17 protein-coding genes and 2 riboswitches are annotated in these 20,500 nt (G+C 66.1%); of the genes, 5 read left to right on the plus strand and 12 right to left on the minus strand.

Going from position 1 to position 20,500, the window contains the following annotated elements:
• Window positions 1-9: 9 nt before the first annotated feature.
• The 6 genes from OOT46_RS02690 to OOT46_RS02715 form a co-directional block, all read right to left on the minus strand.
• Window positions 10-738, minus strand: coding sequence for an urea amidolyase associated protein UAAP1 (locus OOT46_RS02690; protein WP_265402115.1), 729 nt, complete (start codon window positions 736-738; stop codon window positions 10-12).
• 5 nt (window positions 739-743) lie between these two features.
• Window positions 744-1,601 carry an ABC transporter ATP-binding protein gene (locus tag OOT46_RS02695; RefSeq protein WP_265402033.1) on the minus strand — a complete coding sequence of 286 codons (858 nt, stop codon included), beginning with the start codon at window positions 1,599-1,601 and terminating at the stop codon, window positions 744-746.
• A gap of 5 nt (window positions 1,602-1,606) precedes the next feature.
• Complete coding sequence (locus tag OOT46_RS02700; RefSeq protein WP_265402034.1) at window positions 1,607-2,389, minus strand: ABC transporter permease; 783 nt, start codon at window positions 2,387-2,389, stop codon at window positions 1,607-1,609.
• Complete coding sequence (locus OOT46_RS02705; RefSeq protein ID WP_265402035.1) at window positions 2,389-3,387, minus strand: ABC transporter substrate-binding protein; 999 nt, start codon at window positions 3,385-3,387, stop codon at window positions 2,389-2,391. The genes OOT46_RS02700 and OOT46_RS02705 overlap by 1 nt, the downstream gene beginning before the upstream one ends.
• A 56-nt stretch (window positions 3,388-3,443) precedes the next feature.
• Window positions 3,444-3,574, minus strand: a riboswitch (guanidine-I (ykkC/yxkD leader).
• Between the two features lie 511 nt (window positions 3,575-4,085).
• Window positions 4,086-5,060, minus strand: coding sequence for a GGDEF domain-containing protein (locus OOT46_RS02710; protein ID WP_265402036.1), 975 nt, complete (start codon window positions 5,058-5,060; stop codon window positions 4,086-4,088).
• Window positions 5,061-5,113: 53 nt separating this feature from the next.
• Window positions 5,114-6,217 carry an IS481 family transposase gene (locus OOT46_RS02715; protein WP_265402037.1) on the minus strand — a complete coding sequence of 368 codons (1,104 nt, stop codon included), beginning with the start codon at window positions 6,215-6,217 and terminating at the stop codon, window positions 5,114-5,116.
• On the opposite strand from OOT46_RS02715, the gene OOT46_RS02720 reads away from it, so the two are divergent.
• From OOT46_RS02720 to OOT46_RS02740, 5 genes are all read left to right on the plus strand, one after another.
• Entirely contained in the window at window positions 6,126-7,595 is a 1,470-nt protein-coding gene (locus OOT46_RS02720) for a PLP-dependent aminotransferase family protein (protein WP_416136137.1), read from the plus strand. The two genes, OOT46_RS02715 and OOT46_RS02720, sit on opposite strands and share 92 nt — an antisense overlap.
• A 230-nt stretch (window positions 7,596-7,825) precedes the next feature.
• Window positions 7,826-8,242: a hypothetical protein gene (locus tag OOT46_RS02725; RefSeq protein ID WP_265402039.1), complete on the plus strand. Its 417-nt coding sequence runs from the start codon at window positions 7,826-7,828 to the stop codon at window positions 8,240-8,242.
• Between the two features lie 90 nt (window positions 8,243-8,332).
• Window positions 8,333-10,687, plus strand: a complete 2,355-nt coding sequence (locus OOT46_RS02730; protein ID WP_265402040.1) for a TonB-dependent receptor — start codon at window positions 8,333-8,335, stop codon at window positions 10,685-10,687.
• A gap of 10 nt (window positions 10,688-10,697) precedes the next feature.
• The gene (locus OOT46_RS02735) at window positions 10,698-12,098 is read left to right on the plus strand and encodes a PepSY-associated TM helix domain-containing protein (protein WP_265402041.1); all 1,401 of its coding nucleotides are present in this window, start codon (window positions 10,698-10,700) and stop codon (window positions 12,096-12,098) included.
• Between the two features lie 74 nt (window positions 12,099-12,172).
• A riboswitch (cobalamin riboswitch) is annotated at window positions 12,173-12,370 on the plus strand.
• 206 nt (window positions 12,371-12,576) lie between these two features.
• A complete protein-coding gene (locus OOT46_RS02740; RefSeq protein ID WP_265402042.1) occupies window positions 12,577-14,598 on the plus strand; it encodes a TonB-dependent receptor in 2,022 nt (673 codons plus the stop codon).
• A gap of 329 nt (window positions 14,599-14,927) precedes the next feature.
• Here the strand turns inward: OOT46_RS02740 and OOT46_RS02745 are convergent, their stop codons facing one another.
• From OOT46_RS02745 to OOT46_RS02770, 6 genes are read right to left on the minus strand one after another with little or no spacing between them, the layout of a single operon-like run.
• A complete protein-coding gene (locus OOT46_RS02745) occupies window positions 14,928-16,034 on the minus strand; it encodes an SDR family oxidoreductase (RefSeq protein ID WP_265402043.1) in 1,107 nt (368 codons plus the stop codon).
• The gene (locus tag OOT46_RS02750) at window positions 16,031-17,047 is read right to left on the minus strand and encodes a hypothetical protein (RefSeq protein WP_265402044.1); all 1,017 of its coding nucleotides are present in this window, start codon (window positions 17,045-17,047) and stop codon (window positions 16,031-16,033) included. Before OOT46_RS02750 ends, OOT46_RS02745 begins: the two co-directional genes overlap by 4 nt.
• Window positions 17,044-17,571 carry a hypothetical protein gene (locus tag OOT46_RS02755; RefSeq protein WP_265402045.1) on the minus strand — a complete coding sequence of 176 codons (528 nt, stop codon included), beginning with the start codon at window positions 17,569-17,571 and terminating at the stop codon, window positions 17,044-17,046. The genes OOT46_RS02750 and OOT46_RS02755 overlap by 4 nt, the downstream gene beginning before the upstream one ends.
• On the minus strand, window positions 17,568-18,014 hold the full coding sequence (locus tag OOT46_RS02760) for a type II toxin-antitoxin system RatA family toxin (protein WP_265402046.1): 447 nt from the start codon (window positions 18,012-18,014) through the stop codon (window positions 17,568-17,570). The genes OOT46_RS02755 and OOT46_RS02760 overlap by 4 nt, the downstream gene beginning before the upstream one ends.
• A gap of 14 nt (window positions 18,015-18,028) precedes the next feature.
• Entirely contained in the window at window positions 18,029-19,267 is a 1,239-nt protein-coding gene (locus tag OOT46_RS02765) for an aspartate aminotransferase family protein (RefSeq protein WP_265402047.1), read from the minus strand.
• 4 nt (window positions 19,268-19,271) lie between these two features.
• The gene (locus OOT46_RS02770; protein ID WP_265402048.1) at window positions 19,272-20,405 is read right to left on the minus strand and encodes an acyl-CoA dehydrogenase family protein; all 1,134 of its coding nucleotides are present in this window, start codon (window positions 20,403-20,405) and stop codon (window positions 19,272-19,274) included.
• Window positions 20,406-20,500: the final 95 nt, after the last annotated feature.

The raw sequence follows: 20,500 nt of genomic DNA on the forward strand, positions 1-20,500 counted from the left end.
CAGCGTCGGTCAAACGGCATAAAAGCGTTCGGTGTTGGCGAAGGCACGGCCGTTCTGGGGGCAAAGGATGCGGCAGGGATCGTCAGCCGTCACCGGGTGGCCGCGCCAGGCCGACAGGCGCACCCCGGCCGGGGCGTAGCGGGGCTGGGGGTCGAGCGGATGCGGCGCGGTGGACAGCACGACGAGCGTGTTCATCTCGAAGCGCAGCTCCACCGCATCGTCCGCGCGGCTGTGGCCTTCGACAAAACGCAGTGCCCCGGTCTCGTCGCACACCACCTTGCTGAAGAAGTTGACGTTGGCGACCAGGTCTCGCTTGCCCAGGCCCCACTTGCCCAGTTCGATCAGCAGGCCGTCGCGGCCATTGCGGTACATCTCATTGCGCTGCTGCTGGAAGCTGGTGTCCCCGTATTTCGCGCGCACCTGTTCGGCATCGACGGCACCACACCAGGTGTCGTGCCAGCCGACGCTGTCGGCGACGATGGAGCACAACACGCGCCCCATGTCCGAATGGCAGGTGTGGCCGGTGGTGAGGTAAGCGGTGTGCTGCGCCTTCAGCGTGTCGGGCATGTTGTAGCGCTCGAGCTTTTCATCATGGTGATAGAACAGCGTCGAGACGTTCGCGCCGCCTTGCAGGTCCGTCAGGCGCAGCACGCTGCCGCGGCGCAACAGGCCCGACCAGTGGTGGCCGCCGGGCACCAGTTCTTCCCACAGCAGTCGGTCGGCGGGAATGGGCTTCAGTGGGGTCACGTCATGCTCTCCTTGGCGCCCTCTGCAGCGCGCGTCAAACGTTCGAGTTGTTCCAGGTCGGTTTTCATGCCGGAGGTTTCGCGGATGCGGTCGAGAATCCGCCCTTTGAGCACCAGAAACTCCGGCGTCAGCTTCATGCGCTGCTCGCGCCGTGCCGGCAACGGCACCTCGTAGATGCTGTCCACCCGTCCCGGGCGCGGCGCCATCAACACCACGCGGTGCCCCAGGTAGAGCGCTTCCTCGACGTCGTGGGTGACGAACACCACGGTGGTGCGTTCGAGACGGTGCACGTGCAGGATCAGGTCGTGCATGACCTCGCGCGTCTGCGCGTCGAGCGCGCCGAAGGGCTCGTCCATCAGCAGGATTTGCGGGCGGCTCATCAGGGCACGCGCAATCGCGACGCGCTGCTGCATGCCGCCCGACAGCTGGCTGGGGAAGGCCTGTGCCGACGCGCTCAGGCCCATCAGCCGCAACAGGGCATCGGCGCGACCGGCGGCGGCCTCGACGTCCGAACTGCTGCGGTCGCGCGTCTGCCACGCAAGCTGCCGGCTGAACTTGATGTTGCCCATCACGCTCAGCCAGGGATAGAGGCTGTAGTGCTGGAACACCATCGCGCGATCGGGGCCCGGTGCAAACACCGGCCGGCCGTCGACCAGCACCTCACCCTGGCTGCGTTGTTCGAGGCCAGCCAGCGTGCGCAGCAGGGTGGACTTGCCGCAACCCGAGGCGCCGACCAGGGTGACGAACTCGTTGTCGGCGATCGACAGGTCGATGTCCTGCAGCGCGGTGACCCGCCGGGCGCCCTCGCCGAAGTGCTTGAAGAGGCCGCGGCATTCGATCTTGTGGTGGGCCATGGTGCTCAGTGCCTCGCGTGCAGATAGGGGAAGGCCAGCCGGTGGGCCCCTCGGAACAGCTGGTCGATGACCAGGCCGATCAGGCCGATCAGCAAGATGCCGGCGAAGATCTTGTCGGTCTGCAGGAAGCGCTGCGCCTTGAGGATGGCGTAGCCGAGCCCGGAGTTGGCCGCGACCAGTTCGGCCACCACGAGGTAGGTCCAGGCCCAACCCATCGTGATGCGCAAGGTGTCGAGCAGCGCAGGCTTGGACGACGGCACGATGACCTTCTCGACGATCTCGCGGCGTGTCGCCCCCATGGTCTGGGCCGCCTCGATCTGCGCCATCGGCACGCGCCGGGTGTCCTCGGCGACCATCAACACCATCTGGAAGAAGGTGCCGATGAAGATGATGGCCACCTTCGCACCTTCGTCGATGCCCACCCACAACATCACCAGCGGCACGAAGGCCACCGCCGGCATGTAGCGAACAAAGTCGGTCAAGGGTTCGAGCAGGGCTTGCGCCGCACGCCAGGTGCCGATGAACAGGCCGAGCGGCAAGGCCACCAGTGCGGACAAGGCCCAACCTGCGACCACGCGGCCCACGCTGATGCCGACGTCCCCCAGCAGGCCGTCTTCGCTGGCCCAGAGGCCGACACGGGCCAGGACCTCGCGTGGACCGGGCAGGAACACGGCATCGACACCGCCGCTGGCCGCCAACCCCCACCACAGCGCCAGGGGGACGAAGAAACCCGCGAGCGCCAGCAGCCAGTAGCGGCGCCGCGGGATCGGATGACGAATCGCCCACATCACTTCAGCGCGTCCGCCAGCAACGAGGCGTCGATGCCGCGTGCCATGTCGGGCTTGCCCTCGATCAGCTTGTGCTCACCGAGAAAGGCCGCGATGCTGGGCGCCACCCCGACCAGCGATTGCGGGTGCTTCGCGTCGAAGGCGCTCTTGTTGGCTGCCGCATCGAAAAAGCGGGTCCCGGGCAGGAACACCTTGTAGTCCCCCGGCGACATCGACACCACCTTGGACATGATCTTCACCGCTTCGTCGGGCTGCTCGCGGATGAACTTCTCGGTCTCGAACCACGCCTTGATCATGCCGACCAGCTCACGGCGCTTGCCCTGGATCGACTTCTCCTGCGCCACCAGCAGGTCAGGGACCAGGCCCGGCATGTCTTTCGAGGTGAACAGGGGGCGGCCCTTGCCGCTTTGCTGAATCTGCTGGATCCACGGGTTCCACAGCACGGCGGCATCGACGCGGCCGGTCAGGAAAGCGGCCGCCGCATCACCGGCCGACAGGTTGACGATCTTCACATCGCCGGGTTTCAAGCCGTTTTTCGACAGCGCGGTGGCCAGCACGAAGTGCGACACGCTGTATTGCTCGAGCGCGATGCTCTTGCCCTTCAGGTCGGCGAAGGACTTGATCTTGGGACTGACCATCAAGGCGTCGTTGCCCGCCGAGTTGTCGTTCACCAGCACGGCCTTCAGTGGCAGGCCTTTGGCCAGCGGGCCCAGCGTGTCGGACAGGGTTTGCGAGTTGGCGTCGAGCTGGCCGGACGAGAGCGCGGCGATCGAGTCGCTGTAGTTGGCGAACCAGACCAGCTTGACGTCGGCGCCGTGCTTCTTGAAATAGCCTTTTTGCTCGGCGATGTACCAGGCCACCCAGCCTGGCCAGTCCGACACGCCGACCTTCACCTCGGCCGCCGCCGGCAGCGAAGTCAGTGCGGAGGTCGCGGTGGCGAGGGCGAGCAGCGCGGCGCACGCGGCGCGGCGCGGCAATGACAAAGCGGATCGGGACATGACGGGCTCCAGGCTGGTTGCGAAAACACGAGAGGGCACTTCTTCAAGCGAAGTGAACCTCCCGGGCTTTTGTCCCGCCGTGGAGCCTCAGACGGTAAACCGCCGCCGAAGGCCGAGCGCTCTTGGACCAGGCGCCGCAGTGACCGAAACAACGGCAGCCGCGACCGGAACCCTAGCGCTCATGTCAAGAAGCGATCACTGCGCTCCTCTCGTTGCAACACAGGTCCGCAAGAACGGTGCCAGTCCGGACACCGGCGTCGGACGGGGAGCGCTGTCATGTCGGCTGGTTTTTGGTGCAAGCTGTGCGAAGAGCGCGCTGAAGGAGCACTGAAATGGTGATTCCCGGTCAGTGCGGGGATCGGCCGGCCTCCCTCTCCTCCCGCCGTCACCTGGGGCGGCAGTCAGACGAGAGGGCGGCCGTCACCGCCTCTCGCGGCTGTGCTCCGCCGACCCGGATGAGTTGCCCGGCCATGTCCCGATAGATCGACACAAGCTCCGATGGATTGCCAGGATGGCGGGTTCAGCGCGCGCTTGCTGTCGAAACTGGTCGCGCGGGATGGTAGTCAACGCTGATGCCGTTGCCCCTTTGCCCCGCTTCGTCGCGGCGAAGGGGCCGTTGCGCTCGAGCAGGATGGTCAGCCATCGCGCTGCATTCCTCATCCCTTCTTCCGTCCGCGGCTCGTGCGCCTCGCTGTGTCCTAGTTTGCGGTCGTGCCGCTTGATGGCTGCGAACGCGACGAGGCCCCCTGTGGTCCCAATGCCGCGGCGATCCGCACCTGGTTGCGCCCGTGGTGCTTGGCCTCGTAGAGGGCCGCGTCGGCGGCCGCGATGAGCCGCTCGCCGGTCTCGTCGGGCTCGGCGACAACCGCCACGCCGATGCTGGCCGTCAGCGGCACCGGTGTGCATTCGTGCAGCACCCCCAACTGCTCGACCGCGGCGCGGATGCGCTCGCCCAGCCGCTCGGCGCCCGCCGCGTCGGTCTGCGGCAGCAGCACCGCGAATTCCTCCCCGCCGTAACGCGCCACCTCGTCGCCCGCGCGCAGTAGCGACTCGGCGATCGCGCGGGCCACCGCGCGCAGGCAGGCGTCGCCGGCCAGGTGGCCGTGGCGGTCATTGACGGCCTTGAAGTGGTCGATGTCGATCAGCAGCAGCGACAGCGGCTGCCGGCTGCGCCCGGCCACCTTCAGCTGCAAGGCCAGCTGCTCGTCGAAGTACTTGCGGTTCTTCACGCCGGTCAGGCCGTCCAGCACGTTGAGCCTTTGCAGCTCGTTGTTGGCCTCCGAAAGGTTGCACAGCGCCTCGTCCAGCTCGTGCGTGCGCTGCTGGACCCGTTGCTCGAGCTGGCTGGTGGCCTCGGCCTGGATGCGCCGGTTCTGCTGCTCCAGCACTTTCATGCGGTGCGCCAGCGCAAAGGACAGCAGCAGCGCTTCCAGCGCCGAGCCGATCTGCATGCTGTACTCGGTAAGGAAGACGTTCGGCAGCAGGCCGATCGTTTTCAGCGGATACACGGCCACGCCACCCAAGAAGATCGCCCAGGCCAGCATGAAGTAGCGTGCTTGGGCCACACCCCGCATCGCGCAGATGACGCCGATCACGGCCATCGTGATCGACATCACGAAACCATTGAGCGTCGTCAGCTTGATCATGACGGTATAGGGCGCGAACAGGGACACGTGTTCTGGTTGAGTATTTCCCCGACAGTCGGGCCTTCTGGCGCGCGGTGAGTTTAGGTGGTGGAGCTGTCGGCGATGACCTCCGTGGCTGTAGTTGATGTATCCATAGATGGATCGGTTGTGAAGCGCAGGTTCGGCAGCTTCTTGATGCTCAGCGCTTCACGTAGCGCTTGCGCTGGCGTGCGACCGTTGAGCCGGTAGCCCTGGTGGCTGCGTTCGAGGTTGTAGTACGCCATGAACTCGTCGAGGTCGCGTTGGATTTCGTCGATCGAGATGTAGAACGTCTCGCGCCCCTTGACCCTGAAGCACTCGTCCAGCAGCGTGCGGTTCATGCGCTCGACGAAGCCGTTGGTACGCGGCGTGGCCACCCTGGTGTTCCGGTGTTCGATGTCCTCCAGCGCCAGCAGCAGCTCGTACGGGTGCGTCTCGGGCTTGCCGCAGAACTCGCGCCCGTTGTCCGTCAAGACGGCCTTCACCGGAACGCCCAGCGCTTCGTAGAACGGCAGCACGCGCTCGTACAGCAGGTCGCATGCGGTGATCGGCATCTTGGAGCTGTAGCACTTGGCGAACGCCAGGCTGCAGAAGGTGTCGATGACCACCTGCACGTAGACCTTGCCCACGCCCTTGAGCGTGCCCCAGTAGAAGGTGTCCTGGTTCAGCAACTCGCCGGGAGCGCTGGAGTGCACATGGCGGCAACGGAAGTCGGGGCTGTGACGCTCCAGCAGCCTCACCTGATCATCGGTGAGCACGAAGGTCGTGTTGTCTCGGCTCTCGCGCTCCAGCCGCATCAGGCGCTTGTACCGGGTCTCCAGGTCGTTGCGCAGCCACACGCCGCGCACGCCCGAGGGTGAGACCTCGACGCCGGCCAGGCGCAGCTCGTTGGACACGCGCTGAGCCCCGTGTGTGGGGCGCTTGAGGCAGTAGTCGAGAACCTGGGTCTCGATCTCCGGCGCCACCCGGTTCGGATGCGGGCCACGGGCACCGCGGCGGCTCTCGACGAGGGCGGCGACGCCGCCGGTCTGGAAGGCACGACGGACTTCGTAGAAGGTGTCGCGGTGGAAGCCCATGATTTTGCAAGCCTTGGCCACGTTGCCAAGTTCGTCGGCCAACTGCAGAAGCGACAGCTTCCGCTTGATACTGTGGGTCTGGGCGGTCACGGTGTTCTCCTGGGTCAGATTGGTGGGGTCGCATCCCCAATCTGCCAGAAGACCCGTCGACCGCTCAGCCGCTTGCGCGCAAGCAGCTGAGCGGCCCTCGACTCACGTCGAGTGTCGGAAAAATACTAAACGCGTTCAATCGGGCTACTACGTGAGGAACGCCGGCTTGCCACAGCAGCCGGAACCGGCACCGTCTGACCCCCGGCCGGAAACCCTGGAGGTGGAGATTTCTGAGCTGGTCTTCCAGGTCCTCAGCCAAGCCAGGAATCGAGAACTGGTTCCCCTCGGCTCAGCGTTCCCCAGTCCTGAGCTGTTTCCGCTCGAAGTTCTCTCACGCTCCCTCAGCCGAGCGGTTCGTGAACTCGACCCATGGCGCACGGTAGAGGATCTCCCGCCGGGCAGTGACAGGCTGCGGCGGCAGATCTCGCTGCGCTATCTGGCGGCCGGATACAACGTCAGCGCGGAAGAGATTGTGGTGACCAATGGCGCCATGGAAGCGCTGAACCTGTGTCTTGAAGCGGTCACGAGCCCGGGCGATCTGGTGGCCATCGAAGCCCCCACCTTCTACGCTGCCCTTCAGGCCGTGGAGCGACTGAACCTTCGCGCCGTGGAGGTGGCGACGCACCCCCGGACCGGCGTCGACATCCCCTCCTTGGCGGCCGTGCTGGAACGCCATCCGGTCAAAGCCTGCTGGTTCATGACGAACTTCCAGAACCCGCTGGGCAGCTTGATGCCCGACGAGAACAAGCAGGCCCTGGTGACGCTGTTGGCGGACCGCGGGATTCCCTTGATCGAGGATGACGTCTACGGGGAGCTGTACTTCGGCCTGCGCAAGCCCCTTCCAGCCAAAGCGTACGACAGGCAGGGTCTGGTCCTTCATTGCAGTTCCTTCTCGAAGGACCTGGCGCCCGGCTACCGTGTCGGATGGGCGGCCGCAGGCAAGTTCGCGACCACCGTGGCGCGGCGCAAGTTGATGAGTTCCTTGGCGGCCGCCGTACCCTCGCAGGAGGGTCTCGCGGAGTACTTGCAACGCGGTGGCTATGACCGTCACCTGCGGCAGCTTCGGCAGGCGCTTTCTCGCCAGCAGGCCATCGCAGCACGTGCCGTGGCAAAGCACTTTCCCGCCGGCACCCGACTGACGAGGCCAGAAGGGGGCTATTTTCTGTGGGTCGAACTGCCGGCGACCGTCGATGCCCTTCAGTTGCACCGCTTGGCCTTGTCGCACAGCATCAGCGTTGCTCCTGGCCATCTATTTTCGGCAGATCGGCGCTTCTCAAACTTCTTGCGGCTCAGCTACGGACATCCGGACGACAAACGCGTCGAGTCGGCCATCCGAACTGTCGGAGCGCTAGCGCATAGCCTGATCGGAAAGGGGTAGGTACGCTGGGCTTGTCCCGAGTCCCGGCGGCGGTGTCGACGACAGCAAGTCGATGGACACTCGACTTACCGCGCCATGGCCCTGCGAAGAAGGCGGCAGCTGACGTCAAAGCAGAAGCGCCCGCCGCTGCCTGACGGACGCCTGTGAGTATGCCGCGATGCGCCATTCATCCGGCGCCCGTGAGATGGTCGACCGGCGCCAGGAAGCGCTCGCGCATAATTCCGTCCTTCATGCGCCGCACCCAACACCTCCGCCCCTCGCTCCGCACCACCGTGTGGATGTGGCTGGTCGCGGCCGTGCTGGTTCTTCAGAGCGCGATGCCGCTGCTGGCCACGCTGGCGGCGCGGCAGCATGGGTGGGCCTTGGCCGAAATCTGCACGCTCTACGGCGTGCGCACCATCCGGGTTGACCAGGCGCCGTCGGACGATCACCAGACACCGCTGCAAGGCCAACACGCCAGCGAATCCCAGTGCGCGCTGGCTGCCTTGCTCGGCGGCGCTCCGCTCCCGCCGCGCGCCGCCCCCGTGCACCTGCACGCCCCGCAACAAGCGGTGGTCCCGCGGGACGAAGCACCCCTTGTTGTTCCCCTCGACGCAAGCCGGCGCTGGCTTGCCGGGCGGCTACACGCCCCACCGGTTCAAGGTTGATCTCCGCAGCTTGACGAGGCCCCGCCTGCCGGGGCTGCTGTGCCTGCACGTCCCGTCAGGGGACGGCAAGCGATCCAACCCGCACCTGCCATGTCCAAGAACCGATTCCGCTTCAGCGCGCTCGCCAGCGGCTGCCTGCTCGCCTGCACCACGCCCTGCCTCCACGCGCAAGGCGTAGCAACCGATGCCGAACTGGCCCCCGTCGTCGTCAAAGGCACCGCCGTGCGCAGCGGCCTGCCGGCCGGACTGCCCGGTACCACCGCCAGCAAAGACGCGCAACAGCTGCGCGAGCAGAACCTCGTCAACCCCGAGGACGCGCTGCAATACGCCCCCAACACCACCATCCGCAAACGCTACCCGGGCGACCGAAACGCCCTCATCGCCGGCCGCAGCTTCGGCACGCTGCAGCCGTCCCGCGCGCTCGTGTACGTCGACGGTTACCTGATCAGCAACTTCCTGGGCCGCTTCGACGCGCCGCGCTGGAACATGATCTCGCCCGAGGCCATCGAGCGCGTGGACATCCTCTACGGCCCCTACTCGGCGCTGTTTCCCGGCAACTCCATCGGCACCACCGTCGCCGTCACACAGCGCACGCCCCAGGCCTTCGAGATCAGCGGGCGCGTCAGCGGCTACCGCCAGAGCTTCGACCAATACGGCCACAAGGACCACTACGACGGCCACCAGCTCTCGCTGCACCTGGGCGACCGGCTGGCCTCGGGGCTGTGGTACGCCGCCGACCTGAACCGGCAGAACTCGACGTCGCAGCCGATGCAGTACCACACGGTCAGCGCCGACGCCGCCGGACGCTTTCCCGAGGTCCAGGTCCCGGGGCCCGCGACGCCGGTGAGCGGCATCGTCTACGACACCGACCCCAAGGGCCTCAAGCGCGCAGTCTTCGGCGCCAACAGCGGTGCCATCGATCACACCGTGCAGGACACCTTCAACCTGCGAGCCGGCTACCGCTTCACGCCGGACCTGGAAGCCAGCGCGATGGCCGCCTGGTGGCACAACGACACCAAAACGCGCAACGTCAGCTTTCTGCGGGACGCTTCCGGCGCCCCGGTGTGGTCGGGCGTGGTCAGCGACGGCAACAACCGCTTCTACATCCCCGCCTCTGCCTTCTCGCCCTACACACGAAAAGAAACCCACCAGCAGCTCGGCGCCACCCTCAAGACCCGCCATGCCCAGGGCTGGAACACGTCTCTGGTGGTCTCGGACTACCGCATCCTGAGGGACACCCAGCGGCAGGCTGACAACCCCGACCCCGTGGCGGCCGGCGGCGGTGTCGGCAGCATCACCCGGCGTGACGGCACCGGCTGGAACACGGCGGAGGTGCAGGCGACCTGGACTCCCAGCGCGGGCGACTGGACCGGCGGTCGTCACAGCCTCGCCTTCGGCCTCCATCGCAACGGCTACAAGCTCGACCAGACCGTGGACAGCGTTGCGGCCCCGGGCAACTGGAAGTCCGACCAAGGCGCCCTGTCGCAGTTCTATCGAGGCAAGACCGAGGTCGTCGCGCTGTACGCGCAAGACACCTGGCGCTTCGCCGACGACTGGCGGCTCACGCTCGGCTGGCGAGAAGAGCGGTTCAAGGCCTTCGACGGCCAGCAGCTCGGCGGCGGTACGACCGTGACCTACCACAGCCGGCGCCTGCGCGGACATTCGCCCAAGGCCGCGCTCGCCTTCGCTGCCACCGACAGCCTGCTGTTGAAGCTCAGCGTCGGCCGCGGCGTGCGTTTCCCCAACGTCGAGGAGCTGTACAACGGCAGCGTCACTGCGACCAGCCAGACGCTGTCCGACCCGAACCTCCAGGCCGAGACCTCGGATGCGATCGAGCTGAGCGCGGAGCAGGAGTGGGCGCGTCAACGCCTGCGGGTCTCGCTGTTCCACGACGACGTGAAAGACGCCATCCTGCGTCAGTCGACCAGCGATCCGACCGTCTGCAAGACGCAATCCACCACGGCCAGCACCTACACCTGTGTACAGAACGTCGACCGCGTGAAGACCAGCGGGATCGAACTGGCCTGGTCGGCCGAGGACCTGTTCGTGAAGCGCCTGGGGATGGAGGCGAGCGCTGCCTACACCTTCAAGAGCGAGGTGGTGGCCAACCGCAAAGACCCGGCGATGGTCGGCCAGTGGTGGCTGCGGGTGCCGCGCACCCGGGCAACGCTGCAGGTGAGCTGGCGGCCCGACGACAAATGGCTGCTGGCCGCCGGCTACCGGCACCAGGGCCGGGCCTACAACGACACCTACAACCTCGACGTGAACCCAGGCGTCTACGGCGGCGTCTCGAAGGTCAACCAACTCGATCTGCGCGGCACGTACAAGGCCACCCGCGAGTTGGAGCTGGCGCTGGGGGTGAACAACGTCAACGACCAGCACGCCTACCAGTCCCATCCCTACCCGGGACGCACGTTCTTTGCCGAGCTGCGGTTCGCCCAGTGAGGAGTACGCCATGAACAGCGCTTCCGTCGACATCACACTATCGCGCGAGGCGGCCCTGCGCCGCCTGTTCTGGCGCCTGCACTTCTGGGCCGGCCTGCTCGGAGCGCCCATCCTGCTGTTTGCCGCGGTGACCGGGCTGATCTACGTGGTCTCGCCACAGGTTGAGGCCGCGCTCTACGCGGAACTGGACCGAGTGGCGGTGAGGCAAGCGCGGCTGCCGCTGGACGCGCAGGTGGCCGCCGTCCAGGCCGCCCACCCGCACGCCGAGCTGCGCCACGTGGTGCCCGCCCACGGACCCGCAGACAGCACGCAGGTTTATCTGCGCCCGCCGCACGCTGCACAGGCGATGCACGGCGACCACAGTGCAGCGCACGGAGCACGTCCCGCTGCGGGGAACAAGCCCACCCTCCAACACGACCACGGCCTGCCAACCGGCAGCATCGTCTATGTCGATCCGTACACCGGCCAAGTGCTGGGCCAGCTACAGGAGATGCAGCGTTTCAAGACTTGGGCCAAGAAGCTGCACTCGAGCGTCTTGCAGGGCGACGGCTGGCGTTGGCTGCTGGAGTTGGGCGCCAGTTGGATGCTGGTGCTGTTTGCGACCGGCTTGACCTTGTGGTGGCCGCGCGCGCAGTCGCAGGGCGGACCTGGTTGGCGCGCCTTGCTGCCACGCTGGGGGCGGGGGCGCCGCACCTGGCGCGACCTGCACGCCACGGTGGCGATTGCGCTGGGGCTGGTGCTCTCGGTGGTGCTGATCACCGGACTGACCTGGACCCGCTACAGCGGCGAGAACTTCCGCGTTGCGCAGGAGGCGCTGGGCCAGGCCACCCCGAAGCCGCCGCCGTCGTTGCGCTCGGCGCCGGCCGTCGGGCGGGAGCCGCTCGGCTGGCAGGCCGTCTACGACCTGGTTCGTGCGCAAGCCCCCGACGTGTCGATGCAGCTGACGCCACCCATCACGCCCGACGGCACCTGGCGTGTCGAGAACTTCGACCGCAGCCAACCCCGCGGTCGCTTCACGAGGGTGGTCGATGCCTACTCAGGACAGACCCTGTTCGCCAGCGGCTGGAACGAACTGCCGCTGCTGTCGCGTGCGACTGCGGTGGGCATCCCCTTCCACCGCGGCGAGTTCGGCTTGTGGAACCAAGTGCTGCTCGCGCTGGCGGCGCTGGCGGCTCTTTTCTCCGTGGTCTCGGGGCTCGTGATGTGGTGGTCGCGGCGGCCACGCGGCACGGTGGCCGTGCCTCGGCTGGAGCTGGCCGACGTGCATCTGTCGCCCCGCTGGCTGTGGCCCGTCGCTGCCGCATTGGCCTGGGCGATGCCGGTGTTCGGATGGAGTTTGCTCGCGCTGCTGACGCTGGAGGGACTGCGCTTGCTCGTCCTCCGCGGCTCTGACCGCACGGTCCGATCCTAGGCCTGGGAGCGTCAGAGGACAGAGGACGATCCATGTCCTCGTGGAATGCGCCGGTCATCCGGCAGTCCGACTGCTGGATGACCCGGGACGAAGGTGCCCGCGCCGCATCCCGCGACGCGGGTTGAACGGGAAACAGGTGCGTCTGGCCATGCAAGGCAAAGCCTGTGCTGCCCCCGCAACGGTCAGCGGATCGGGATGGCTTCACGCCGGTGCCTCCAGGCACGGGCCGCTTGAACGCCGGCCAGGCAGCTGCCTTCACGGGGCGGTCTCCCTGCGCTAAGCGCTACGAGTCCAGCGAGCAGGCCAAGCTGCGGCGCCGCCCCCCTGAATCAGGGGGCCGAACGAAGGCGCCGCATCCGATTTGGGGCCGCGACCGTAATCCTTCTCAGTCCCGCCGCTTCTAGGCTGCGGTGCTTTGCCACGACAACCTCGTTGGGGGGAACCCATGCCGCTCGTGAACCGCTGTTTGCCACTCGCCGTGCCGCTTGTCATCGGCGCTGCACCGGCCTTTGCCCAGTCCACCGATGCGGTGTTGGCGCCTGTGACCGTCCGCGGCCACTACGACAACGCGGTGGGCAGCTCCGACGCGGCCTCGCAAGGCCGCATCCGCCAAGAGCTGCTCAAGAGCCGGCCGGCCCAGCGCCCAGGGGAAGTGCTGGAGTTCGTTCCCGGGGTCATCGTCACGCAGCACAGCGGCGACGGCAAAGCCAATCAGTATTTCCTGCGCGGCTTCAACCTCGACCACGGCACCGACTTCGCGACGTGGGTGGACGGCATGCCGGTCAACATGCCGAGCCATGGCCACGGGCAGGGCTACAGCGACCTCAATTTCATGCTGCCGGAGCTGGTGGAGCGCATCGACTATCGCAAGGGTCCGTATTTCGCCCGTTACGGCGACTTCGCCTCGGCGGGCTCGGCCGACATTCGCTATCGGCGCCGGCTGGATCAGCCCTTTGCTCAGCTCACCCTGGGCGAGCACCGGTACCAGCGCCTGGTGACTGCGGGCTCGACGCTGCTCGGCAATGGCAGCATGCTGCTCGGCGCCATCGAGCTGGCCCGCAACGACGGGCCCTGGAGCTTGCCGGAGCGCCTGAAGAAGGTCAACGGTGTGCTCAGCCTGAGCGACGGCAGCACGGCGCGCGGCTGGTCCGCCACGGCCATGGCGTATGACGCCAGCTGGAACTCGACCGACCAGGTGCCGCAGCGGGCCGTCGACCGCGGCCAGCTCGGGCGCTTCGATGCGGTCGACCGGTCGGACGGTGGCAACACCTCGCGCTACAGCCTCTCCGGGGAATGGCATGAGCAAAGCGGCCGCGGCGGGGTGCGCGCCTTCGCCTACCTGATGCGCTATCAGCTGCAGCTGTTTTCCAACTTCACCTACGCGCTGGAGCGCCCGGCATCAGGCGACCAGTTCGAGCAGCGCGACGGGCGCACCGTTGCGGGGTTCCAGGTGGCCCAGGACTGGGAGCACAGCTTCTTCAGCCTGCCGTCGCGCACCGAGGTGGGCCTGCAGTTGCGCCATGACCGCATCGACGTCGGCCTGTTCGACACCGAGGCGCGTCGTCGCTTTGCGACGACGCGCGAGGACGAGATGCGGCAAACCGGGGGCGGCCTGTATGCGGAGAACCACCTGGAGTGGACCCCCTGGCTGAGGACGGTGGCGGGTGTTCGAGTCGATCGCTACCGTTTCGACGTCGACAGCTCGCTGGAGGCCAACTCCGGGAAAACCTCCGCGACCCGTGTCTCGCCCAAGCTGTCCGCGATCTTCGGCCCGTGGGCCAAGACCGAGCTGTTCGTCAACACCGGCCGCGGTTTTCACAGCAACGATGCACGTGGCACGACCGCCGAGGTGGACCCGCGCAGCGGCGAGGCGGCCGACCGTGTGCCGGGTCTGGTGGCGAGCGCGGGTTGGGAGATCGGCGCCCGAACCCAAGCGGTCCCCGGCTTGCAGAGCTCCATCGCCTTCTGGAGACTCGACAGCGACTCGGAGCTGGTCTACGTGGGCGATGCCGGCACGACCGAAGCGAACCGGCCCAGCCGGCGCAGCGGTATCGAATGGAACAACCGCTGGATGCCGCGGGAGTGGCTGCTGCTCGACGCGGATCTCGCCTGGACCCGGGCGCGTTTCCGGGGCGACGATCCTGCCGGTGACCACATCCCCGGTGCCGTGGAACGGGTGGCTTCGCTCGCGGTCACCGTCAAAGACCTCGGCCCTTGGTCGGCCAGCCTACAGTGGCGCTACCTGGGGCCTCGCTCCTTGATCGAGGACAACACCGTGCGGGCGCCTTCAACCCTGCTGACCAACCTGCGGGTGGCGCGGCAGTTCGGACAGGACACCGAAGTGACGCTGGACGTTTTCAACCTGCTCGACCGCAAGGCGAACGACATCGAGTACTTCTACGAATCCCGGCTGCCGGGGGAGGCAGCGGCGGTTGAGGACAAGCACTTCCATCCGGCGGAGCCGCGCAGCGTTCGGGTGACCTTGCGCAAGCAGTTCTGACTTGTCGCGCTGGAGCCAGGCCCCCATTGGCGCACCGTCGCCTTTCAGGCCAGCGTCAGGACCAAGCACCCGACCATGATCCGCACTCTGACTTTCATCTGAGGATCGCAGCCGGCCGCCTTCGACTTCCCCCGCAAACGAATCCAGGTTTCGACAACGAGCCGTCGAGGGCCTGGTCCGGCTCTCTCATGAGTTCTGAACGTCGACGAGACGGTGGTGAACCATTCGTACCGCGTCAGCGATGTTGTGGGCGACGTTTCGCCGGGCCTCCTGCTTCATCAAACGAAAACGTTGCTCGCAATCCGGGAGGCGCCCATATCAGACCTTCCCTAAGAGGCAATTGTGTTAGACGATCTTTCCCATCTGCGCAGCGGCTTCAAGGCCATGATGTCGTTGGCCTCACACCAGTGCTCCACGATTCTCGGCAAGGCCAGGCGCCAATCGGGAGATTGCACGACCGTGTGGCCCGCCTCGGGTCGGAACACGTCGGTCACGCTGAAATAGGGGGTGTACACGTCGAGGTACTCCATGATTCTTTTCTGTATCGCCGAGGCTTGCTGTTCGAACCAAGGCTTGTAAAGCCGGCGATAGGTGTCGTAAGGAACTACGGCTGGCATGTCGATCGCAGAGGCGCCTCGCTGGCGGCGGAACGCGTTGAGCCCTTGGAACGAAACGTTCATCACGTCTTCGACCTTTGGAGACATAGCGCCGCTGATCGCCCATACGATTTGGCCTGCAGGCTCTGGCCGGCGGCCAAAGGCCAGTTGCACTGCCTTGACGACCGTGTCCAACGTCACGATGTCCACGTAGGCTTGGCGATTGCCGGCCACGATCGGCAACAGCCCCTGGGAGGCGAAGCGCAGCACCGTGTACAAGCCGTTGAAGCGGCCAATCTGTCCAGTGCGAGAGTCGCCCACGATCAGACTGGGCCGTACGATCACTGAAGGCAGCGACCGTGCCAGTACCTCACGTTCGCCCATGCTCTTCGAGAATTCGTACGAGTTGTTGAAGACACGGCCTTCGTGCTCGAAGAACCCTGGCGCGCCTTTCAGGTGAGACGGCGCTTCGACATAAGCTGTTGAGACGTAGCAAAAGTGTTCGAGCTTGTGGCAGTTGTGGCTCGCCCAGTCTGCCAGCCGGGCGCAAACCCTGGTGTTCATGTTCAGCGCCTCAACTGCGCTGACATTCCAGCGCACGTCCGCCGCCATGTGCAGCACGCCGGTAAGCGTCTGGGCCAGGCGCCGCGGCAAGAGCTCCGTCCATCCGTCGGCCATGAGGTCGCACCGCAGCTCCTCGACACGCGGGTGTGCCGCACCCTGGCCGGGGCGGCGGGTCAGGATGGTGAAGCGAGTGTCGGGCAGGGTCTCCAGCAGCCTCACCATCACGCCCGTGCCCAAGGCGCCTGTAGCGCCGGTAACGAGGATATGGCCGCTCATTCCGGATTCCTCGCCGACATCACGAGCCCTGGCCAGGTCAAGCCATCCTTGAACAGTGAGGCGACGAGATGCTCTTCACGATCGGCGCCTTGCAGGTTGCCGATCACACCGCCGGGCTGCCACGACTCGGCAGCGTGGCGCCGGGGGAACTCGTAGCCGGCCTTTCCCTGCCACAGCAAAACGCAGTCGGCGAACTTGCTTAGGCGGGCGCTAGGAGCCAGCCACCACGTCAATTCCAAGGGGCGGGACAGCCAGGGCGTTATCGTGGCGGAGCAAGCCACTGCGTCGTCGAGTTGGGCACAGCGCTCGCGCACTTCATGCTCGCTCCCGCCCGGCAACATCAGGGCCAAGTGGTACAGCGCAAGCCCACGCTGGTCCTCCATCCGGCGCAGCTTCGCGCCAAGCCACTTCTTACCGAATAGAAGGCTCTGCTGCGTCGCCTGCGCGGAAAGGGCGGCGAACACCGATTCGGAGTACAGGTTGTTGGCGAGGCGGGGCGCCGCCGGCAGAACCTGGCGAGCGGCCGTCAGCAGACGCAGCGACTCAAGCCCCCACCATAAGCGAACGGACTCGGCAAAGGCGGGCGACTGCACGTGGTCGAACAGCGGCTTGATCTCCTCAGTGGTGTGCAGCACATGGGCGATGTTCAGCTTGGTCAACGACAGCAGTGCGCGGGTCAGCTTCTTCCAAAGGCGCAAGTCGCCCACCGCCTCGAGCATATGGGACTGAGTGAGATGGTCTTTGGCGCTCACCAGGTCCGGCAACATCCAGTATTCGCAGTCAATCTTCGCGTCGCCCCTGTAGATCATGATGGGCAGCTTCGAGAAGTGCCCATCGGCGATGATGCAAACGAGGTCGATGTCGCTGTGCTGGTTCCCGAAGCCCGCGGAAAGCGAGCCGGTCACGATGACGGCGCTGGCCTTTGGTGCCACGGACAACACTTCGCCAAGCAGATCCTCGTCGGTCAGGCCGTGCCGGTCCATCTCTGCCTGCAGGCTGGCGCTCTTGCTCATTCGCTTTCCTTCGTCGCCCAATCGGGTGGCACGGCAGACGGCAGGCCCAGCGACTGCGCGAACTGATCCCCTTCGCGGAACAGGCGCAGCAGCATGGACGTGCCCCTCGCAGAGCGTAGCTCCGGGATCTCGTGGCTGTAGCCGAGCATGGATTCGGTCTCCCGAACGTATTGATCCAGCAGCGAGAAGGCGGCCTCGACACTGTCCGCCGTCGGCGAAGCGGCGGCGCGATTGACGGCTGCGTATAGCGCTTCGAGCCCCGGCTCGCCCGTGGGGTCGTAGGCGCAGAGAAGTCCAGAGAAACCGTCGCCTACATCCGGAACGATGTCGCTGCGCTGCGGCATCTTGCGAATCGAGATGGCTAGAAGCGTCGCTTCTCTCAGCGCGTAGGCGGCTACGTCCCACTGCAGCGCCTTGGCCGCACCGACGAGGTCATCGACCGCTGCCTGCAGGTGATACAGGTACCGGAAGGTCCCATGGCAGCGCCAGATGGCCCAGTCGGAAACGTCGTCGATCCGCTTCATGTGAGGTCGGCCACGCTGCGCGTGTGGAACGAACGCAACATGGTGATGGCGTTCTCGCGCAGCGCCTTTTCGGCAACCGGATTGAGCATGTCCCGCAGCATCGGGATACCGATCTCGAAGTCGACCTGCAGTTCGACCTCCGTCGCCTCGGGGGACGCTGCCTTCAAATCCCAATGTCCCTCGAACTTTTCCAGGTCGCCTTCGATCTGCACGAACTCAATGCGGTGCTCCTCCGGGCGACAGATCTCGCGCTCGGACCAGCGCAGCAGGCTGCCCTTGAGTTCAATCTCCCATTCAGCATCGGTGACGTCGCCCGTTCGGGACAGCACCTTGACCTCGCGCACGGGCTTCATGAACCTCGGGTAGTCCTCGATGTTTTTCACCAATTCCCAAACTTTGGCGATGGGCTCTTCAATTCGTTCTTTGACGACGATCAGGGGCATTTCAGACGACTCCCTCAAACCAAATCCAGTTGAACATATTGCGATGCGGCTTCCATCGCTTCGCATGAAAAGCCGATGTCGGCTTCGGTGGCGACCAGGGGTGGCGTGAAGCGGATCACCTCCGGGGTCGTGAGGCATGGGGTTAGGAGCAGGCGCTGCTCGGCGCAGCGCCTGATGAAATAGGCGGCCACCTCGCCTGAGCGGCAATGCAGGCCCAGCATGAGGCCCCGTCCGGTGACGTGTGAGAAAAGTGCCGGATGACGCTGAGCCAGCGCGGACAGTCCCTGATGCGCCAGCAGTCCCAGTGCCCTTGCCGTTTGCCATAGCTCGTTCTTCTGCAAGACGTCGATGGTGGCGATCAGGGCGGCGCATGCCAGCGGATTGCCGCCGAAGGTGGAGCTGTGCAGGATGGGGTCGCGGTCGTAGGGCATGAAGGCATCCGCCGTGGCGACAAGCGCTGAGATTGGCATGACGCCGCCACCCAGACCCTTGCCGGCCAGCAGGATGTCGGGACAGGCATCGTCCACGTCGAGCGAGGCCCAGCGCTCGCCCGAGCGTCCCAAGCCGCACTGGATCTCGTCATGGATCAGGATCGTGCCGGCTTGTGTACAAGCGGAGCGGACGGCGCGCCGAAACTCGGCACGCACCTCGTGGATACCGCCTTCACCTTGAATCGGCTCCAAGATGACCGCGGCCGGCGCCTCGCGCAAGATCAACTCGCACAGCGGTTGAACATCGCTGCGACTGGCCCGGATCGAAGCGGACGGCTCTCCGATGAAGTTGCGCCGGAAGAGTTCGGCGTCGGTGACCGACAGCGCACCCATCGTCTTGCCGTGGTACGACTTCTCCAGGTACACGAGCTTGTGCCGCCCGGTGCGCGCCCTGGCCAGCTTGATCGCGGCTTCGACGGCCTCGGTGCCGGAGTTCAACAGCATCACCTTTGACAGCCCGTCTGGCGCGAGGCCGGCCAACCGGGCGCAGGCTTCGGCCTGCATGGGTGATGGCAGGGTGCGACTGGACAGCGGGAGGCGCTGTAGTTGCTGGCTGACTGCATCAATCACCGCGGGATGCCGGTGCCCGAGCAAGAAGACCGAGAAGGAGCCGAAATCGAGGTAGCGCCGGCCGTCTGCCGACTCCACCCAGCAGCCCTGCGCGTACGCCTCGCAATCGCGGATGCCGGCAATGCCGTAAAGCATGGCCCGGCCCTTGGATTGGTGGCGTCGGACCTGGTCAAGTGTCGTTTCGAAATCCATACCTTCACCCGCAGGCGTCATCAGTGCGGCCCACCAGCTCGTAATACATGGGTTTGTGCAGCGCCAGCCGACCCAGCATCTGGTGGCAGACCAGCCGCGTCGGCGGGTGGTACAGGATGGCCTGCGCATCCCGCCAGAGGGCCGCGAGGGGCGAGCGCGTGCCGTAGGACATGCCGCCGCACAGCTCGGAAAGGTCGCCCAGCATGCGCGCAATCTCGACGGCTGATGCACGCAGGGACAGCGCCGAAGCCAGCACCACCTCGGGCGGGTCCAGGCGCTCGTCCATGGCGCGCGCGACGCTCTTGCACGCATTGACCAGCAGCAAGTAGCGGTCGACAGCGGACCCCAGGCTGGCCTGGAATTCGGGATACGAGGCGCGCACGCGGTCGCCCCCCGAGTAGTGGGCAGCGGCCAGGTGTGCGCTGGCCAGGTCGAGCGCCTTGCTTGCCAGGCCGATGTAGACGGCCACCGCGGTGACGGCGAACCAGCACAGGCTCCACGTGAAGACGGGGTCGTTGTCCTCGCCGGCGCGGGTGCGATAGAAGACCAGTTCCTCCGGAACGAACACGTTCTCCAGTTTCAGGGTGTCCGATTCCGAATGAGCCATGCCCATGGCGGACCAGGTGCGTGATACCGATGCTCCCTGGGACTTGGTGGGTATGAGCGCAACCAGCAGGTTGTCCTCGGTGTCGTCTGCCAGCATCTGCAGGCAGACCAGATCGCTGCGCTCGGCAATCGAGCACGGCGTTTTGACTCCGTTCACCACATAGCCTTTGTCGACGCGCCGTGCACGGCAGGTCGAGCGCAACAGACTACCGCCCAGGCCAGGCTCCGCGAAGGCCGACGCGATGAGGCGCCGTTGCGTGGCAATGGCTTCGAGCAGGGCCCACGAAAGGTCTTGCTTCAGCCGCCACTCCTCGAGGATGACCCCGGTCGAGAACAGGTGCATGTTCAGGCCGATGGCCAGCCCTGCGTCGACCTGCGCCAGCCGCGCCTGGACGGCGCAGCACTCGAGAGTGGACCCGCCGCCCCCGCCGAACTGCTGCGGGATCGCCACGCCGAAATAGCCGGCCCGCCCCAGCACGTCAAGGGCCGAGTCCATGAAGTCGTGAGATGGACGCGTGGCCAGTTCGGCCAATTGACGCCAGGCATCCGGCTCCAGCAGGTGGTCGATGTCGGGCCAAGGTGACGTCAGTGCAACTGAAGCTGGCTCGCTCCTACCTGGTATGCGCG

Origin of the sequence: Aquabacterium sp. A7-Y, assembly GCF_026153205.1 — a bacterium.
GTDB lineage: Bacteria > Pseudomonadota > Gammaproteobacteria > Burkholderiales > Burkholderiaceae_C > Caldimonas.

What these genes read in the sequence shown, in the direction of transcription:
- OOT46_RS02700 (WP_265402034.1), bottom strand. Translation starts at nt 2,389, where the DNA reads ATGTGGGCGATTCGTCATCCGATCCCGCGGCGCCGCTACTGGCTGCTG.
- OOT46_RS02730 (WP_265402040.1), top strand. Translation starts at nt 8,333, where the DNA reads ATGTCCAAGAACCGATTCCGCTTCAGCGCGCTCGCCAGCGGCTGCCTG.
- OOT46_RS02705 (WP_265402035.1), bottom strand. Translation starts at nt 3,387, where the DNA reads ATGTCCCGATCCGCTTTGTCATTGCCGCGCCGCGCCGCGTGCGCCGCG.
- OOT46_RS02735 (WP_265402041.1), top strand. Translation starts at nt 10,698, where the DNA reads ATGAACAGCGCTTCCGTCGACATCACACTATCGCGCGAGGCGGCCCTG.
- OOT46_RS02745 (WP_265402043.1), bottom strand. Translation starts at nt 16,034, where the DNA reads ATGAGCGGCCATATCCTCGTTACCGGCGCTACAGGCGCCTTGGGCACG.
- OOT46_RS02755 (WP_265402045.1), bottom strand. Translation starts at nt 17,571, where the DNA reads ATGAAGCGGATCGACGACGTTTCCGACTGGGCCATCTGGCGCTGCCAT.
- OOT46_RS02760 (WP_265402046.1), bottom strand. Translation starts at nt 18,014, where the DNA reads ATGCCCCTGATCGTCGTCAAAGAACGAATTGAAGAGCCCATCGCCAAA.
- OOT46_RS02725 (WP_265402039.1), top strand. Translation starts at nt 7,826, where the DNA reads ATGCGCCGCACCCAACACCTCCGCCCCTCGCTCCGCACCACCGTGTGG.
- OOT46_RS02695 (WP_265402033.1), bottom strand. Translation starts at nt 1,601, where the DNA reads ATGGCCCACCACAAGATCGAATGCCGCGGCCTCTTCAAGCACTTCGGC.
- OOT46_RS02765 (WP_265402047.1), bottom strand. Translation starts at nt 19,267, where the DNA reads ATGGATTTCGAAACGACACTTGACCAGGTCCGACGCCACCAATCCAAG.
- OOT46_RS02720 (WP_416136137.1), top strand. Translation starts at nt 6,126, where the DNA reads ATGATTTTGCAAGCCTTGGCCACGTTGCCAAGTTCGTCGGCCAACTGC.
- OOT46_RS02750 (WP_265402044.1), bottom strand. Translation starts at nt 17,047, where the DNA reads ATGAGCAAGAGCGCCAGCCTGCAGGCAGAGATGGACCGGCACGGCCTG.